This is a genomic window from Pseudomonas sp. LBUM1666 (assembly GCF_059695775.1).
The window spans coordinates 5,095,387-5,112,754 of record NZ_CP166789.1 but is presented as its reverse complement, the minus strand read 5'-3'; the positions used below and the strand labels follow the sequence as shown (position 1 = coordinate 5,112,754).

Annotated in this window: 13 protein-coding genes; 5 read left to right on the top strand and 8 right to left on the bottom strand. The window is 60.6% G+C overall.

What is annotated here, in order from left to right; all coding sequences use genetic code 11:
• The first annotated feature begins 96 nt into the window (after window positions 1-96).
• Together recO and pdxJ are read left to right on the top strand one after the other, a co-directional pair.
• Complete coding sequence (gene recO / locus ACA056_RS23500; protein ID WP_497268142.1) at window positions 97-780, top strand: DNA repair protein RecO; 684 nt, start codon at window positions 97-99, stop codon at window positions 778-780.
• A gap of 209 nt (window positions 781-989) precedes the next feature.
• Window positions 990-1,733, top strand: coding sequence for a pyridoxine 5'-phosphate synthase (gene pdxJ / locus ACA056_RS23495; RefSeq protein ID WP_095130562.1), 744 nt, complete (start codon window positions 990-992; stop codon window positions 1,731-1,733).
• Between the two features lie 124 nt (window positions 1,734-1,857).
• Here the strand turns inward: pdxJ and mltF are convergent, their stop codons facing one another.
• Window positions 1,858-3,318, bottom strand: a complete 1,461-nt coding sequence (gene mltF / locus ACA056_RS23490) for a membrane-bound lytic murein transglycosylase MltF (RefSeq protein ID WP_497268140.1) — start codon at window positions 3,316-3,318, stop codon at window positions 1,858-1,860.
• A 274-nt stretch (window positions 3,319-3,592) separates the two neighbouring features.
• On the opposite strand from mltF, the gene purL reads away from it, so the two are divergent.
• Window positions 3,593-7,489, top strand: coding sequence for a phosphoribosylformylglycinamidine synthase (gene purL / locus ACA056_RS23485; RefSeq protein WP_497268138.1), 3,897 nt, complete (start codon window positions 3,593-3,595; stop codon window positions 7,487-7,489).
• A 5-nt stretch (window positions 7,490-7,494) separates the two neighbouring features.
• Window positions 7,495-7,806 (top strand): NGG1p interacting factor NIF3, encoded by a 312-nt coding sequence (locus ACA056_RS23480; protein WP_497268136.1) that lies wholly within the window; start codon window positions 7,495-7,497, stop codon window positions 7,804-7,806.
• 200 nt (window positions 7,807-8,006) lie between these two features.
• Here the strand turns inward: ACA056_RS23480 and nagE are convergent, their stop codons facing one another.
• The 7 genes from nagE to ACA056_RS23445 form a co-directional block, all read right to left on the bottom strand.
• Window positions 8,007-9,722, bottom strand: a complete 1,716-nt coding sequence (nagE, locus tag ACA056_RS23475) for an N-acetylglucosamine-specific PTS transporter subunit IIBC (RefSeq protein WP_497268134.1) — start codon at window positions 9,720-9,722, stop codon at window positions 8,007-8,009.
• A 29-nt stretch (window positions 9,723-9,751) separates the two neighbouring features.
• Window positions 9,752-12,268, bottom strand: a complete 2,517-nt coding sequence (ptsP, locus tag ACA056_RS23470; RefSeq protein ID WP_497268132.1) for a phosphoenolpyruvate--protein phosphotransferase — start codon at window positions 12,266-12,268, stop codon at window positions 9,752-9,754.
• 37 nt (window positions 12,269-12,305) lie between these two features.
• Window positions 12,306-13,328, bottom strand: coding sequence for an SIS domain-containing protein (locus tag ACA056_RS23465; protein WP_497268130.1), 1,023 nt, complete (start codon window positions 13,326-13,328; stop codon window positions 12,306-12,308).
• Window positions 13,309-14,415: an N-acetylglucosamine-6-phosphate deacetylase gene (nagA, locus tag ACA056_RS23460; protein WP_497268128.1), complete on the bottom strand. Its 1,107-nt coding sequence runs from the start codon at window positions 14,413-14,415 to the stop codon at window positions 13,309-13,311. Before nagA ends, ACA056_RS23465 begins: the two co-directional genes overlap by 20 nt.
• A 33-nt stretch (window positions 14,416-14,448) precedes the next feature.
• The gene (locus ACA056_RS23455; RefSeq protein WP_008151596.1) at window positions 14,449-15,180 is read right to left on the bottom strand and encodes a GntR family transcriptional regulator; all 732 of its coding nucleotides are present in this window, start codon (window positions 15,178-15,180) and stop codon (window positions 14,449-14,451) included.
• A gap of 308 nt (window positions 15,181-15,488) precedes the next feature.
• Window positions 15,489-15,992: a L,D-transpeptidase family protein gene (locus tag ACA056_RS23450; protein ID WP_497268126.1), complete on the bottom strand. Its 504-nt coding sequence runs from the start codon at window positions 15,990-15,992 to the stop codon at window positions 15,489-15,491.
• Between the two features lie 64 nt (window positions 15,993-16,056).
• A complete protein-coding gene (locus tag ACA056_RS23445; protein ID WP_497268124.1) occupies window positions 16,057-16,608 on the bottom strand; it encodes an NUDIX hydrolase in 552 nt (183 codons plus the stop codon).
• Between the two features lie 146 nt (window positions 16,609-16,754).
• Between ACA056_RS23445 and ACA056_RS23440 the strand changes: the two genes are divergently transcribed.
• The gene (locus ACA056_RS23440) at window positions 16,755-17,354 is read left to right on the top strand and encodes a CoA pyrophosphatase (RefSeq protein ID WP_497268122.1); all 600 of its coding nucleotides are present in this window, start codon (window positions 16,755-16,757) and stop codon (window positions 17,352-17,354) included.
• Window positions 17,355-17,368 lie beyond the last annotated feature (14 nt).

Here is a 17,368-nt window from a genome sequence, read left to right as displayed (position 1 = left end):
CATCGATGTTGAATGTCATGCCCTCATCGCGAGCAAGCTCGCTCCCACATTGGGTTTGGGTTGTTTGTAAAACTGCGTTCCGTCATTGAGAACTCCATGTCCCAACCCCTCGGCCAACCCGCCTTCGTGCTCCACAGTCGCGCCTACCGCGAAAACAGCGCGCTGGTGGATTTCCTCACGCCGCAAGGTCGGCTGCGGGCGGTGTTGCGCAGTGCACGAGGCAAGGCCGGGACGTTGGCGCGGCCGTTCGTGCCGCTGGAAGTCGAGTTCCGGGGGCGTGGTGAATTGAAGAACGTCGGTCGCATGGAAAGCGCTGGCGTCTCCACCTGGCTCAATGGTGAGGCGCTGTTCAGCGGTCTCTACCTCAATGAGCTGTTGATTCGGCTGTTGCCGTCCGAAGACCCGCATCCTGCTGTGTTTGAGCACTACGCCGCGACCCTGCTTGCGCTGGCCGAAGGTCGTCCGCTGGAACCGTTGTTGCGTTCTTTCGAGTGGCGGCTGCTCGATGATCTCGGTTACGGCTTCGCCTTGACCACCGACATCCATGGCGATCCGATCGCGCCGGACGGTCTTTACCGTTTGCAAGTGGATGCAGGGCTCGAACGGGTTTACCTGCTGCAACCCGGTCTGTTCAATGGCACCGAGCTGTTGGCCATGGCCGATGCAGATTGGTCAGCCCCTGGCGCGCTATCGGCAGCCAAGCGATTGATGCGCCAGGCACTGGCCGTTCATCTGGGCGGTCGTCCCTTGGTCAGTCGCGAGTTGTTTCGCAAGCCATAGGGTCTGTTGATGCTTGGCAGCGGCCGCGCCGGGCGCCCACTTGGCGCAGGGCTGCGTTGCTCGGAACTTATTTGGAACAACCAAACTACGTTCCTCGCGCCTTGCCCTGCGCCAAGTGGTCATCCGTCGCGGCCGCTGCCAAACATCAACAGACCCTATCTCCCCGTGTATGCTGTGCGCCGAACTTTTCCATTTTCAGGAGCGCTTCCGTGACCACCAGCAATCGCATTCTTCTTGGCGTGAACATCGACCATGTTGCCACCTTGCGTCAGGCCCGGGGCACGCGCTATCCGGATCCGGTCAAGGCAGCACTGGACGCGGAAGAGGCGGGCGCTGACGGCATTACTGTGCACCTGCGCGAAGACCGTCGGCACATTCAGGAGCGCGACGTGTTGCTGCTCAAGGATGTGCTGCAAACCCGCATGAACTTCGAAATGGGCGTCACCGAAGAGATGATGGCGTTCGCCGAACGCATTCGTCCGGCGCACATTTGCCTGGTACCGGAAACCCGTCAGGAGCTGACGACCGAAGGTGGTCTGGACGTGGCGGGGCAGGAAGCGCGGATCAAGGCTGCGGTGGATCGCCTGTCAAAGATCGGCTGTGAAGTGTCGCTGTTCATTGATGCTGACGAGCGGCAGATCGAAGCGTCCCGTCGTGTTGGTGCGCCGGCTATTGAGCTGCATACCGGTCGTTATGCCGATGCCGAGACGCCGACCGATGTGGCTGAAGAGCTCAAGCGTGTGGCGGATGGGGTGGCGTTTGGTCTGGCTCAAGGTTTGATCGTCAATGCCGGTCACGGTCTGCATTACCATAACGTTGAAGCGGTCGCAGCAATCAAGGGCATCAACGAACTGAACATCGGCCACGCGCTGGTGGCTCATGCGTTGTTTGTCGGGTTCAAGTCGGCGGTTTCGGAGATGAAGGCATTGATCCTGGCCGCCGCAAAAGCCTAAAGCCAAACACAAAACCCTGTGGGAGCGAGCTTGCTCGCGATGGCGTCTTAATATTCAACGAAGATGTTGACTGAAAGACTGCTATCGCGAGCAAGCTCGCTCCCACAATGTGTTGTGGTGATCGTTAGAGCTGAGGGGTTTCCTGATTCGGCTTGGTCTTGTCGACCCCCGGCACATGCAGGTTGCCTTCAGCCACCTGATTGCCTTCAAGCTGCGGCTGAGTGACCCACGTCAGGATGTCGTAGTAACGACGGATGTTCGCCACGAAATGCACCGGTTCGCCGCCCCGGGCATAGCCATAACGCGTCTTGCTGTACCACTTCTTTTCTGAAAGCCGCGGCAGGATCTTTTTCACATCCAGCCACTTGTCCGGGTTCAGTCCTTCCTTGGCCGCCAGTTTGCGCGCGTCATCCAGGTGACCGCTGCCAACGTTGTAGGCCGCCAGTGCAAACCATGTGCGATCCGGCTCCTGGATCGACTCATCCAGCTGTTCCTTCATGTAGGCCAGGTACTTGGCGCCACCCATGATGCTTTGTTTAGGGTCCAGTCGATTGGACACACCCATGGCCTGCGCAGTGTTCTGGGTCAGCATCATCAGGCCGCGCACACCGGTCTTCGACGTGACGGCCGCTTGCCATAGCGATTCCTGATAGCCGACCGCGGCCAGCAGGCGCCAATCGACTTTCTCTTTCTTGGCGTACGCCTTGAAGTGCTGTTCGTATTTGGGCAGACGTTGCTGCAAGTGTTGGGCAAAGGTCGTGGCGCCCACGTAACCCAGCACATCGACATGCCCGTAATAGCGGTCTTTCAGGCGTTGCAGGGTGCCGTTTTTCTTCACCTTGTCGAGGTAGTCGTTGATCTCGTTGAGCAAGCTGTTGTCGTCGCCGGCGGCCACCGCCCAGCTCTGGTTGCTGGCGTCACCGAGGTCGAAGGCTACCCGTACTTTGGGGAAGTAGACCTGGTTCATCGCGACTTCGTTTGAATCGACCAGGGTCAGATCTATCTGATCTTCATCGACCATCCGCAGCAAGTCGACGACTTCAACGGCGTCGGACTCTTCGTATTCAATGCCGGGATATTTCTTTTTCAGCTCCGCCAATTGCTCGGCGTGGGTGCTGCCCTTGAGCACCATGATCTTCTTGCCCACCAGATCCTTCGCGTCGGTCGGCCGCGATTGGCCGTTGCGATAGATGATCTGCGGGGTGACTTCGAGGTAAGAGTGGGAAAACCGCACCTGCTGTTTGCGTTTGTCGCTGCTGACCAGGCCGGCAGCAGCGATCACCGGGCCGTTGGGTTTGCCCACCTGATTGAACAGGTCGTCGAGGTTGTCGGCGGTTTCGATTTTGAGTTCCACCCCCAGATCGTCGGCGAAGCGCTTCACCAGCTCGTATTCGAAGCCGGTTTCACCGTTGCGATCCTGAAAGTAGGTGGCGGGGCTGTTACGGGTAACCACCCGCAGCACGCCATCCTCCTTTACGCGCTCCAGCGTGTTGGGTTTATCAACACAGCCACTGAGCACCAGGAAGAGTCCGGTTGCGATCAGCCATTTGGCGAACCGCGGACGCAAAGCCGTTGGGGAAAACATTTGCGCAGTATACGCAAAGGACCACGAGCGCCATATCTCGACAGCGAAGGGCTTGTCTGCTAGGCAACTGAAAACCTCTCCGGAGCCCGCAGGAATGGGCCCGAGCAGCATTTTGCGACAGAAAAAATAACCCTCGGCGCGCACCTGTTTGTTGTCCGAACACCCGGCCCGACGCCCGGGTGCAGCCGCCCGTACCGTTTCGGGTGATGTCGCGGCCCGTTTAGGCTAGAATGCACGGCCTCAAAGCACACCCCTTCCCGAGGCTGTCCCGAAGATGTTGATCCTGCGCGGCGCTCCTGCCCTTTCTGCCTTTCGCCACAGCAAACTCCTTGAGCAACTGAGCCAGAAAGTTCCGGCTGTCAGCGGCTTGTATGCTGAATTCGCTCACTTCGCCAAAGTTACCGGCGTCCTGACCGGCGACGAACAGCAGGTGCTCGCGCGCCTTCTGAAGTACGGCCCAAGTGTTCCGGTACAAGAGCCGACCGGTCGTCTGTTCCTGGTGTTGCCGCGGTTCGGCACCATCTCGCCATGGTCCAGTAAAGCCAGCGACATCGCTCGCAACTGCGGCCTGACGAAAATCCAGCGCCTGGAACGCGGCATCGCGTTCTACGTCGCCGGCCAGTTCAGCGACGCCGAAGCGCAACTGATCTCCGATGCGCTGCACGACCGCATGACCCAGATCGTCCTCGGCAACCTTGAACAAGCCGCCGGCCTGTTCAGCCATGCCGAGCCGAAACCGCTGACCGCGATCGACGTGTTGGGTGGCGGCCGCGCCGCGCTGGAAAAAGCCAACACCGAGCTGGGCCTGGCCCTGGCCGAAGACGAAATCGACTACCTGGTCAACGCCTTCGTCGGCTTGAAGCGCAACCCGCACGACATCGAACTGATGATGTTCGCCCAAGCGAACTCCGAGCACTGCCGTCACAAGATCTTCAACGCCAGTTGGGACATCGACGGTCAGAGCCAGGAAAAAAGCCTGTTCGGCATGATCAAGAACACCTACGTGATGCACAGCGAAGGCGTTCTGTCCGCTTATAAGGACAACGCTTCGGTAATCGTCGGCAACGTCGCCGGCCGTTTCTTCCCGGACCCTGAAACCCGCCAGTACGGCGCGGTGCAGGAACCGGTGCACATCCTGATGAAAGTCGAAACGCACAACCACCCGACCGCGATTGCCCCGTTCCCGGGCGCGTCCACCGGTAGTGGCGGCGAGATTCGCGACGAAGGTGCGACTGGTCGCGGCGCCAAGCCAAAGGCTGGCCTGACCGGTTTCACCGTGTCCAACCTGCAAATCCCGGGCTTCGAACAGCCATGGGAAGTGCCGTACGGCAAGCCTGAGCGCATCGTTACTGCGCTGGACATCATGATCGAAGGCCCACTGGGTGGCGCCGCGTTCAACAACGAATTCGGTCGTCCGGCCCTGACCGGTTATTTCCGTACCTTCGAACAGTCGATCACCACCCCGCGTGGCGACGAAGTTCGCGGTTACCACAAGCCGATCATGCTGGCCGGTGGTATGGGTAACATCCGTGCCGAACACGTACAGAAAGGCGAGATCACCGTTGGCTCCAAGCTGATCGTACTCGGCGGCCCGGCGATGTTGATCGGCCTGGGCGGCGGCGCCGCTTCCTCCATGGCCACCGGCACCAGCTCGGCAGACCTGGACTTCGCTTCTGTTCAGCGCGAAAACCCTGAGATGGAGCGTCGCTGCCAGGAAGTCATCGACCGTTGCTGGCAGTTGGGTGAACACAACCCGATCAGCTTCATCCACGACGTCGGCGCGGGCGGTCTGTCCAACGCCTTCCCGGAACTGGTCAACGATGGCAACCGTGGCGGTCGCTTCGAACTGCGCAACATTCCAAACGACGAGCCGGGCATGGCCCCGCACGAAATCTGGAGTAACGAATCCCAGGAACGCTACGTTCTGGCGGTCGGTCCGGCTGACTTTGAACGCTTCCAGGCTATTTGCGAGCGCGAGCGTTGCCCGTTTGCCGTCGTCGGCGAAGCCACTGCCGAGCCGCAACTGACCGTCACCGACAGTCACTTCGGCAACAGCCCGGTGGACATGCCACTGGAAGTGCTGTTGGGCAAAGCCCCGCGCATGCACCGTTCGGCCGTTCGCGAAAACGAACTGGGCGACGATTTCGATCCGTCGACTCTGGAGATTGCAGACTGCGTCGAACGCGTTCTGCATCACCCGGCCGTGGCCAGCAAAAGCTTCCTGATCACCATCGGCGACCGTACCATCACCGGCCTCGTGGCCCGCGATCAGATGGTCGGCCCGTGGCAGGTTCCGGTGGCCGACGTTGCCGTCACCGCCACCAGCTTCGACGTTTACACCGGTGAAGCCATGGCCATGGGCGAGCGTACTCCGCTGGCTCTGCTGGACGCTCCGGCGTCGGGCCGTATGGCCATCGGCGAAACCCTGACCAACATCGCGGCTTCGCGCATCAACAAAATCTCCGACATCAAACTGTCGGCCAACTGGATGTCCGCTGCCGGTCACCCGGGTGAAGACGCGCGTCTGTACGACACCGTGAAAGCGGTCGGCATGGAACTGTGCCCTGAGCTGGGCATCACCATTCCGGTGGGCAAGGACTCCATGTCCATGGCCACGCGCTGGAACGACGAAGGCGTCGACAAGACCGTCACCTCGCCGATGTCCCTGATCGTGACCGGTTTCGCGCCTGTGGCTGACATCCGTCAGACCCTGACGCCGGAACTGCGCATGGACAAGGGCACCACCGACCTGATCCTGATCGATCTGGGCCGTGGCCAGAACCGCATGGGCGCCTCGATCCTGGCCCAGGTACACGGCAAGCTCGGTTCGCAAGCGCCGGACGTCGACGATGCCGAAGACCTCAAAGCTTTCTTCGCCGTGATCCAGGGCCTCAACGCCGACGGTCACCTGCTGGCTTACCACGACCGTTCCGACGGTGGTCTGCTGACCAGCACCGTGGAAATGGCTTTCGCCGGCCACTGCGGTCTGAGCCTGAACCTCGACGGTTTGGCAGAAACTTCTGCCGACATCGCAGCAATCCTGTTCAACGAAGAACTGGGTGCCGTGATCCAGGTTCGCCAGGACGCTACTCCAGACATCCTCGCGCAGTTCAGTGCTGCCGGTTTGGGTGACTGCGTTTCGGTGGTCGGTCAGCCGATGAACAACGGCCAGATCAACATCACCTTCAACGGCGAAACCGTGTTCGAAGGCCAGCGTCGTCTGCTGCAACGTCAGTGGGCTGAAACCAGCTACCAGATCCAGCGTCTGCGTGATAACGCCGACTGCGCCGAACAAGAGTTCGACGTGCTGCTGGAAGAAGACAACCCGGGCCTGAGCGTCAAGCTGAGCTACGACGTCAACCAGGACGTCGCCGCGCCTTACATCAAGAAAGGCATCCGCCCACAGGTTGCCGTGCTGCGTGAGCAGGGCGTCAACGGTCAGGTGGAAATGGCGGCCGCGTTCGACCGCGCCGGTTTCAACGCAATCGACGTGCACATGAGCGACATTCTGGCCGGCCGTGTCGACCTGAACGAGTTCAAAGGTCTGGTCGCTTGCGGTGGTTTCTCCTACGGCGACGTACTGGGTGCCGGCGAAGGCTGGGCCAAGTCCGCGCTGTTCAACAGCCGCGCTCGCGATGCGTTCCAGGGCTTCTTCGAACGTAACGACAGCTTCACCCTCGGCGTGTGCAACGGTTGCCAGATGATGTCCAACCTGCACGAGCTGATCCCGGGCAGCGAGTTCTGGCCGCACTTCGTGCGTAACCGTTCCGAGCAGTTCGAAGCGCGCGTGGCGATGGTTCAGGTTCAGGAATCGAACTCGATCTTCCTGCAAGGCATGGCCGGTTCGCGTATGCCGATCGCCATTGCTCACGGTGAAGGTCATGCCGAGTTCGCCAGCGAAGAAGCGTTGCTGGAAGCTGATCTGTCGGGTTGCGTGGCGATGCGGTTTGTCGACAACCACGGCAAGGTCACCGAAAACTACCCGGCCAACCCGAACGGCTCGCCGCGCGGGATCACCGGTTTGACCAGCCGTGACGGTCGCGTGACGATCATGATGCCGCACCCGGAGCGTGTGTTCCGCGCGGTGCAGAACTCGTGGCGTTCGGAAGACTGGAACGAAGACGCACCTTGGATGCGTATGTTCCGTAATGCGCGCGTCTGGGTTAACTAAGCGCCGTGTACAAGCTCAGCTTCTTTGTTCCGACCAGTCATGTGGAACAGGTCAAAAGTGCCGTATTCGCCGCTGGTGGCGGACGGATCGGCGCTTATGACCATTGCGCCTGGCAAGTGCTCGGCCTTGGCCAGTTTCGTCCATTGGATGGCAGTCAGCCGTTCATTGGTGAAGCGGGGCAGGTCGAGCAGGTTGAGGAATGGAAGGTTGAGCTGGTGGTGGCGGATGAGTTGATGGTGGCCGTGGTGGCTGCATTGAAACTCAGTCATCCCTACGAGACACCGGCTTATGAGGTGTGGCGGCTGGAGGATTTCTGATCTTCCGGATCGCTGAAATGAAAAACCCGCTGAAGTGATTTCAGCGGGTTTTTTATTGCCGAAAAATCAAGAAACACCCCCAACCCCTGTAGGAGCTGTCGAGTGAAACGAGGCTGCGATCTTTTGATCTTGCTTGTGAAAATCAAAATCAAAAGATCGCAGCCTCGTTTCACTCGACAGCTCCTACAGGGGGGTGAGGGTTAAACCTTGGCGCTCACCTCACTGCGATTGACCAACACCTCCAGCGCATGACTCAGACTCGGCGCCTTATCGCCAATCAACAGGTGCCAAACGCTGCCTTCCAACTGACTGACACCCTGGCAACCCAACGCCTTCAAATCACATTCCGACAACGCCTTGCCATCCGCCAGTTGCAATCGAATCCGGGTCATGGCGATGCAATCCATCTGCAATACGTTCTCGCCACCGCCCAACGCATTCAGCCATTGCTGTGCTTCTGAATTCGCCACCGCAGCAGGTTTCGGCGCATCGATAACAGCAGGAGGGGAGGAAACAAGTGCGCGCCCCAGCGCAGGCATCGCCAAGCGAATCTCATCGGCAATGCTGTCGGCCATCGGCCCGACCACGACCTGCAAACTCCCACCCTTGCCCGGACGCACCACCGCCATCGCACCCAGGGCTTTCAACTCCGCATCGTTTGCCTTGTTGCGATCCACCATGTCCAGCCGCAACCGAGTGGTGCACGCACCCACGGTGATCAAATTCTGCGCACCACCCAGCGCCTTGATGTAAGCCCCGGCCCGTTCATTCTCAGCGATGACCACTTTGTCGCCATGCAGAACATCTTCACGCCCCGGCGTTTTCAAGTTGAACCGACGAATGCAGAAATCAAACACCACGTAGTAGATCACTGCATACGCCAGGCCGACCGGTACCATCAACCAGCCGTTGGTGGATTTTCCCCAGCCGAGAATCATGTCGATCAAACCACCGGAAAACGTAAAGCCGAGATGGATATTCAACAGGTTGGTGATTGCCATCGACAGGCCAGTCAGCAACGCATGCACGAGATAAAGCAGCGGCGCGAGGAACATGAAGGCGAATTCGATCGGCTCAGTTACACCTGTCAAAAATGAAGTCAGCGCCATCGACAGGAAGATCCCGCCCATGACCTTGCGGCGTTCCGGCAGGGCGTTGCGGTACATCGCCAGGCAGGCGGCGGGCAGGCCGAAGATCATCACCGGGAACATGCCGGTCATGAACTGGCCGCCCTTCGGGTCACCCGCGAAGTAGCGCGACAGGTCGCCGGTGACGATGGCGCCGGTGGTCGGGTCGGTGAAGTTGCCGAAGACGAACCACGCCATGTTGTTGAGAATGTGGTGCAGCCCGGTGACGATCAGCAGGCGGTTGAAAAGGCCAAAGACGAACGCACCGAAGCTGCCGCTTTCCATCATCAACGTGCCGAAGCTGTTGATGCCGTGTTGGATGGGCGGCCAGATCAAGCCAAAGATGACGCCCAGGCCGACGGCGGCGAACCCGGTGACAATTGGCACGAAGCGCCGGCCGCCAAAGAATGCCAGGTACTCCGGCAGTTTGATGTCCTTGAAACGGTTGTACAGCGCGCCCGCCATCAAGCCGCTGACGATCCCGGCGAGCATGCCCATGTTGATGCTCGCGTCGAGCACCTTGAGGGTGGAGATCATCACCAGGTAGCCAATGACTCCGGCTAGGCCCGCGGTGCCGTTGTTGTCCTTGGCGAAACCGACCGCGATGCCGATGGCGAAGATCATCGCCAGGTTGGCGAAGATCACCTGGCCGGCGTCGTGGATGATCGCGATGTTCAGCAGGTCGGTGTCGCCCAGGCGCAGCAACAGGCCGGCAATCGGCAGGATCGCGATCGGCAGCATCAGTGCGCGACCGAGGCGTTGCAGGCCTTCGATGAAGTATTGGTACATGGCGGTTCTCCCTGGATTTTTGTAGTTGTTCAGCTCAGAGGCCATTGCTGGTGACAGGCGTGACGTACCGCCCCGGCGCTGCTCAACTTGAGCAGGTCGTGGCTGATGCGTCGGCATTCGCTCGCATCCAGGTGGCGGACGCGGTCCTTGATTTCACCGATCTGCACCGGGCTGACCGACAACTCGCTGACGCCCAGGCCAATCAAAACTGGCGTGGCCAGCGGATCGGAGGCGAGCGCGCCGCAGACACCGACCCAACGGTTATGCAGCGCCGCCCCGGCGCAGGTCTGGGCGATCAGCCGTAACAGGGCAGGGTGCATGGCGTCGACGCGCGAGGCGAGGCCGGCGTGGTCGCGGTCCATGGCCAGGGTGTATTGGGACAGATCGTTGGTGCCGATGGACAGGAAGTCCGCGTGTTCGGCCAGTTGTTCGGCCAGCAGCGCGGCGGCCGGGACTTCGATCATCACCCCCAGTTCCGGGCGTTCACTGATACCGAGCTCAGTACACAACGCATCAAGGCGCTGGCGGATGTGCAGTAACTCATCGACCTCGGTCACCATCGGCAACAGGATCCGGCAGCGCGACAACGGGCTGACGTGCAACAGCGCGCGCAATTGCTGATCGAGGATTTCCGGACGGACCTGAGCCAGGCGAATACCGCGCAGGCCGAGTACTGGATTGGCCTCAGCCGGCAGCGGCAGGTAGTCGAGTTGCTTGTCGCCGCCAACGTCGATGGTGCGGATGATCACCGACTTGTCGCCCATGGCGTCGAGCACGGCTTGATAGGCGATCCGCTGTTCTTCTTCGTCCGGCGCAGTGTTGCGATCGACAAACAGAAACTCGGTGCGCAGCAAGCCGACGCCGTCTGCACCATTGGCCAACGCCTCGGCCGCTTCAGCGCTGGAGGCCACATTGGCGGCGACTTCAATCTGCAAACCGTCGAGCGTCAGCGCCGGGGTGTGAGCGTGAGCCTGTTGCTCGGCGCGGCGCTGTTGATGATCGAGTTGTGCCTGATGCACTTCGGCCAAACGTTCGGCACTTGGCATCAGTTCGAGGCGACCGCCATCGGCATCCAGCACAACCGATTGGCCTTGCTGCTGATCCAGCAGCGTCGAACCCAGTGCCACCATGCACGGCAAGCCTTTGCCGCGCGCGAGAATCGCCACGTGGGAAGTCGCACCGCCCTCGGCCATGCACAACCCGGCGACACCTTGCTGACTGAGTTGCAGCAGGTCGGACGGCGTCAACTCATGCGCGGCAACGATGGCGCCGGCCGGCACGTCGTAGTGCCAGGTTTCGCCGAGCAGGGCACGCAGCACGCGTTGTTTGAGGTCGCGCAGATCGTTGGCGCGTTCTGCCAACAGCGGGCTGCCGAGTTGCTGGAGAACCTCGCACTGCACGTCGATCGATTGGCTCCAGGCGTGGGTCGCGGCCATGCCTTGGTCGATGGAAGTGTTCGCCGCGTCTAGCAACGCGGGGTCTTCGAGCAAGGCGAGGTGCGCGGCGAAGATCGCTTCTTCGTCGGTGTTTTTATGTTTCCTGGCTTGGGCCAGCGTGTGGTCGATTTCACTGCGCACAACGGTCAGCGCGGTGTCGAGAACGAGCAGCTGTTGCTCGGGATCATGGTTGCCAGCGTCCACCGGAAGGCTGATTGCGTTCAAGCGGAACAACGGCCCGCCAACCAAACCGGGAGCGGCGCAGACGCCGTGCAGCACGCCCGCCTCGGCTGCTCGATTGCGTCGGGTAATCGGTGTCGGCGCGGCGGCGTGGCTGTCTTCGGCCAGCGCTGTGGATAACGCGATCAGCAGCGCTTGCAACGCGGCTTCGGCGTCCGGCCCCTGGCAGCTGACCTGAACCTCGTCCTGCTCGCCGATGGCCAAACCCATCAGTCCGATCAAGCTGTCGCAGGTCGCCGATTTGCCAGAGAAGTGCAGCTGCGATTTGCTTTTGAAACCTTGCGCTGTCTGACGTATCAGCGCTGCCGGACGAGCATGCAAACCGCCCCGATGGGCGACGCGAACGTAGCCATGAATTTCTTCCCCGGATAGCTCCGCTTCAGCCTGCGCACCCGACGCGTGCCGACGAATGATGTGCAGCAATGGCTCGCCAACTTTCACCGACTTCAGCGTGATCGGCCGCGCCTGAAAGTCTTGGCTGTTGGTCAGGATCATCAAACTGACGAGGCTTTTGCACTGTTGCGCGACCTTGTCCAGGTCATAGCGCAACAACGGTTGGCCGTTGCTGACCCGCGCACCTTCCTTGACCAGCATCGAGAAGCCTTCGCCTTGCAACTCGACCGTGTCGAGGCCCAGGTGCAGCAGCAATTCGGCGCCGTTGTCGGCACGCAAGGTGACGGCGTGGCCGGTGCGCGCGACGTGCACCACGACGCCGGCGCACGGGGCGTGGAGGGTGTCATTCAGCGGGTCGATGGCGATCCCGTCGCCCATGGCGCCGCTGGCGAACACCGGGTCCGGGACTTTGGCGAGCGTGAGCACCGGGCCGCTGAGCGGGGCGCTGAGGGTCAGCTCTTTATTATTGTTGTGCATGGCTCGGTCTCATCAGGAAATACGTACGGATTCGGACTCAGTGCGTGCGGGTCACTTTGCTCAAGTGCCGCGGCTGGTCCGGGTCCATGCCTCGGGCGACGGCCAAACCGGCGGCCATGACGTAGAAACTCTGGATTGCCAGAATCGGGTCGAGGGCCGGGTGTTCGGCGCGGGTCAGGGTGAGGTCGCGTTCGGCAATGTCATCCGGTGCGGCCAGCAATACGCGGGCACCGCGCTGGCGCATGTCGGCGGCGAGGCTCAGCAAACCGGCCTGCTCGGCACCGCGAGGGGCGAAGATCAGCAGTGGATAATTTTCATCGATCAACGCCATCGGACCGTGACGGACCTCGGCGCTGCTGAAGGCTTCGGCCTGGATCGCCGAGGTTTCCTTGAATTTCAACGCGGCTTCCTGGGCGATGGCGAAACCGGCGCCACGACCAATCACCATCAGGCGCTGGCAATCACGCAGGGCGTCGATGGCCAGGCTCCAGTCCTGTTTCGCCGCCTCGCGCAAACCTTCTGGCAGCGCGAGGCCGGCCTCCAGCAATTCCACGTCCTCTTTCCAGTGGGCGATCAAACGGGCGCTGGCGCTGAGGGTGGCGATAAAACTCTTGGTCGCGGCGACGCTGCTTTCGGTGCCGGCACACAGCGGCAAGCTGAACTCACACGCGGCCTCCAGCGGCGAACTCTCGGCGTTGACCATCGAGATGCTCAGGGCACCGCGCTTGCGCAGCAGACGCATGCTGTTCACCAGATCGGGACTTTGCCCGGACTGCGAGAAGGCGAACGCCACTTGGCCGCTGACCTTCAACGGCGCTTGCAGCATGGTCACCACCGACATCGGCAACGACGCCACCGGGAAGCCCAATTGCTGCATGGTCAGGTAGGCGAAGTAACTGGCGGCATGATCAGAGCTACCGCGAGCGACAGTCATTACCACTTGCGGCGGCTGACGGCGCAGGCGCCCGGCGATCTCGATCATCTGCGGGTCGAGTTGTTGAAGTTGGGCTTGCACGGCCTCGAACGAGGACAGCGCCTCTTCAAGCATTTTTGAAGTCAATGTCTTCTCCTTCGACCATGACGGCGGTCAGTGTGAGTGAGCGATCGAGCCGCACGCAGTCGGCCCAGCTGCCCGGTTGCAGGCACCCGCGTTCGGTAAGGCCGAGGTAGTCGGCGGGGAATTGCGAAAGACGTTGCGAGGCCTCGGCGATTGGCAAACCGATCTTCACCAGATTGCGCAGGGCCTGATCCATGGTCAGGGTGCTGCCGGCCAAAGTACCGTCGGGCAAGCGCACACCGCCCAGGCATTTGGTCACGGTGTGGCTGCCGAGCTTGTATTCACCGTCGGGCATACCAGCGGCGGCGGTGGAATCGGTGACGCAATACAGGCATGGGATCGAGCGCAAGGCCACGCGGATGGCGCCGGGGTGTACGTGCAGCAAGTCCGGAATCAGTTCGGCGTATTTGGCGTGAGCCAGTGCCGCGCCGACGATGCCCGGCTCGCGGTGATGCAGCGGGCTCATGGCGTTGTAGAGGTGGGTGAAACTGCTGGCGCCGGCGTTCAGCGCGGCAACGCCTTCCTCGTAGCTGCCGAGGGTGTGGCCGATTTGCATGCGCACGCCGCGAGCGCTGAGGTCACGGATCAACGCGTCGTGGCCGGCGATTTCCGGGGCGATGGTGATCACCCGGATCGGCGCCTGTGCCAAGTATTCTTCAACTTCGGCCATCAACGCGGTGTGGGCGAAATTCGGTTGGGCGCCGAGTTTTCCGGGGTTGATGTACGGGCCTTCTAGGTGCACGCCGAGGACTCGGGCGCTGCCTTTCGGGCGCTGTTCGCAATATTCGCCGACGGCTTTGAGCACGCTGGAAATTTCTGCAGGCGGCGCGGTCATGGTGGTCGCCAGCAGCGACGTGGTGCCGAAACGCACGTGGGTTTTGGTGATGGTCTCGAAGGCGGTTGCGCCTTCCATGATGTCTTTGCCGCCACCGCCGTGAACGTGCAGGTCGATGAAACCTGGCAGCAGGTAAGGCAGGTCGTTGTCGGCCGGATCGCACGGTTGGCCTTCGATCGACACGACCTTGCCGTGTTCGTGAATCAGCCGGCCGCGAATCCAGCCGCGGGCGGTGAGGATGTTGTCTTCGGACATGATCGGTTCTCGGTTCTTTAGCGGCGAAGCGGGTTATCGACGAAGCTCTGCGACAAAGTCGTAGTAGTCATTGCGGCAATAGGTGTCGGTGACTTCGATCGGCGTGTTGTCTTCCAGGTAACCGACCCGGGTCATCAACAGCATGGCGGTGCCGGGGGCGATACCTACCAGAGCGGCGAATTCGTCCGAGGCGTTGATCGCCTGAATGTGCTGCAGGGCACGGACGATCGGTTTGCCGATGCCGTCGAGGTATTCGTACAGGGAGTCGCCCACCGCTTGCGGCTTTGGAATGATCGAGGCGGGCAGGGTGCTCATCTCGATCGCCATTACCGTGTCATCGGCTTTACGCAGACGTTTGAGCCGCGCGACCTTGTCGTTCGGCGAGAGACCCAGGCGGATCAGTTCTTCGTGGGTCGGCGGAGTGATTTCACGCTCCAGCCATTGCGAGCCGGGGACGAAACCTTTCAGGCGCAGCATCTCGCTGAAACCCGAGAGGCGCGACAGCGGTTGTTCCAGGCGAGGGGTGATAAAGGTGCCGGAACCCTGGTTGCGGCGGATCAGGCCTTGCTCGAACAGAACTTCCAGCGCTTTGCGTGCAGTGACGCGGGAGATGCCCAGCATTTCGCTGAGGTTGCGCTCCGACGGCATGGCCTGTTCGGCTTTCCACTGGCCGGCATGGATCGCCGCTTCCAGATTGCGCGCCAGTTGCAAGTACAACGGCGTCGGCTGGGTGTCGTCAGGGCGTAGGGCCTGGAGGTCATTCATGTAGGTTTGGTCCGATGCGGATATTGGAGTGTTGTCGCCCGGTGGTGGGGTGAAACCTAATACCACTTAAATACCATGTCAATGAGACCACTTTGCTGTTGGCGCGGGTAAGCCTGCCCTGATTGATGGGCAATAGGGCTGCTGGTTTGAAGTGGTATTAGCGGTGCGGGTTTTGAAAGCAAAGATCGCAGCCTGCGGCAGCTCCTACCGATGGGAGTGGTATCTACCCGGTAGGAGCTGCCGAAGGCTGCGATCTTTTGATTTTATTTTTCGAGGAGCGACCAACGGTAGCCAGTTTGCGGGGGGGATTACGGACGGATTTCGATCATCGTGCCGTCCGGCACCAAACCCCAAACCTCGCGCATGTCCATATTGCGCATGGCGATGCAGCCGTCGGTCCAGTCCAGCGTGTGGAACAGGTCTTCGGGGTTTTCTTCAGTGTCCGGGGTGCCGTGGATCATGATCATGCTACCGGGTTCGACGCCTTCACGCCGGGAGCGCACGGAGTCACTGATGTTCGGGTAGGAGATGTGCATCGCCAGATTGAATTTATCGCTGACCTTGCGCCAGTCCAGCCAATAGAAACCTTCAGGCGTGCGTTTGTCGCCTTCCATGAGTTTCGGGCCGATGGGTCTTTTTCCCAACGAGATGCGATAGGTCTTGAGCGGCTTGCCGTCATTGATCAATTGCAATTGGTGGGCGGACTTGAGCACGAGAACTTTTTCGATGACTTTGCCGTCCAGCGTTTCCGCAACGGAAGCCTGGGAGACAGCGACGAACGACAAGCAAAACAGGGCAAGCAACCAGCGCATTGAAACGATATCCCTAAGAGGTGTCGCGACTATTTAGTTATAGGTGATTTTAGCTCAAGGAGCTTTATGTGATGGCAGGCTGGGCAAGCGGCGGGATCGATTCTGACCGCACGGGGTAGACCTCGGTCCGCCGGTCAGCGAAGAAGCATTCTAAGGTACGGCCCACCGTGCGGAAAGCCAGCTCGGACCAAGGGATGTCGGCTTCTTCGAAAAGCGCTACTTCCAGGCTCTCGGGACCGGCGGAAAAATCCAGGTCCACCAGCTCGGCGCGGAAGAACACATGCACCTGGCTGATATGCGGCACGTCGATCAACGTATAGATGTTCAGGTTGCGCACCCGCGCGCAGGCTTCTTCGGCTGTCTCGCGAATGGCCGCCTGCTCGATGGTTTCACCGTTTTCCATGAAACCGGCGGGCAGGGTCCAGTAACCGAGCCGAGGTTCGATGGCGCGTCGACACAACAAGACCTTGGAGCCCCAGGTCGCCACGCAACCGGCGACGATATTGGGGTTCTGGTAGTGAATCGCCTGACAGCTGTCACAGACAAAACGCAGGCGCGAATCGCCCTCGGGAATGCGCTGGGTCACCGGGTTGCCGCACTGACTGCAAAATTTCATGCTTGGGTTCCTGAATGCTGCGCCTATCTTGGCGTGCGGCGGTGTCTGTCGGCAAGTTGTCGTTTAGCGACATGCAGTGGTTATGGGGTTGGGCGGTCGGTTCGATTGGTGCATGATGCGAGGTAGCGAATAAATCGAGAAGTCTCATGCTGGACGAGCTACTGCATCGAGTAAGCAACCACACCCCACGCACACTGGAAACCGACAAACGTTTCCCTGAAGCCGCGGTACTGGTGCCCATCACTCGCAGTGACGAACCGGAACTGGTTCTGACCCTGCGCGCCAGCGGGCTCTCGACCCATGGCGGCGAAGTCGCCTTTCCCGGCGGGCGACGCGACCCTGAAGACCCGGACCTTATTTTCACCGCCCTGCGCGAAGCCGAAGAAGAAATCGGCCTGCCGCCGGGGCTGGTCGAAGTGATCGGCCCGCTGAGCCCGTTGATCTCCCTGCACGGCATCAAGGTCACACCCTATGTCGGTGTGATTCCGGACTTTGTCGAGTACCGGGCCAACGATGCCGAGATTGCCGCAGTCTTCAACGTACCGCTGGAGTTCTTCCGCAAGGATCCGCGCGAACACACCCATCGCATCGATTACCAGGGTCGCAGTTGGTATGTGCCGAGCTATCGATATGGCGAGTACAAAATCTGGGGCCTGACGGCGATTATGATCGTCGAGTTGATCAACCTGCTCTATGACGCCAAAATCAGCCTGCACCAGCCACCCAAGACGTTTATCAATACCTGAAGCCATCGCTCGTA

What these genes read in the sequence shown, in the direction of transcription:
- nagE (WP_497268134.1), bottom strand. Translation starts at nt 9,722, where the DNA reads ATGTACCAATACTTCATCGAAGGCCTGCAACGCCTCGGTCGCGCACTG.
- purL (WP_497268138.1), top strand. Translation starts at nt 3,593, where the DNA reads ATGTTGATCCTGCGCGGCGCTCCTGCCCTTTCTGCCTTTCGCCACAGC.
- ACA056_RS23445 (WP_497268124.1), bottom strand. Translation starts at nt 16,608, where the DNA reads ATGAAATTTTGCAGTCAGTGCGGCAACCCGGTGACCCAGCGCATTCCC.
- ptsP (WP_497268132.1), bottom strand. Translation starts at nt 12,268, where the DNA reads ATGCACAACAATAATAAAGAGCTGACCCTCAGCGCCCCGCTCAGCGGC.
- ACA056_RS23440 (WP_497268122.1), top strand. Translation starts at nt 16,755, where the DNA reads ATGCTGGACGAGCTACTGCATCGAGTAAGCAACCACACCCCACGCACA.
- mltF (WP_497268140.1), bottom strand. Translation starts at nt 3,318, where the DNA reads ATGTTTTCCCCAACGGCTTTGCGTCCGCGGTTCGCCAAATGGCTGATC.
- recO (WP_497268142.1), top strand. Translation starts at nt 97, where the DNA reads ATGTCCCAACCCCTCGGCCAACCCGCCTTCGTGCTCCACAGTCGCGCC.
- ACA056_RS23455 (WP_008151596.1), bottom strand. Translation starts at nt 15,180, where the DNA reads ATGAATGACCTCCAGGCCCTACGCCCTGACGACACCCAGCCGACGCCG.
- ACA056_RS23450 (WP_497268126.1), bottom strand. Translation starts at nt 15,992, where the DNA reads ATGCGCTGGTTGCTTGCCCTGTTTTGCTTGTCGTTCGTCGCTGTCTCC.
- nagA (WP_497268128.1), bottom strand. Translation starts at nt 14,415, where the DNA reads ATGTCCGAAGACAACATCCTCACCGCCCGCGGCTGGATTCGCGGCCGG.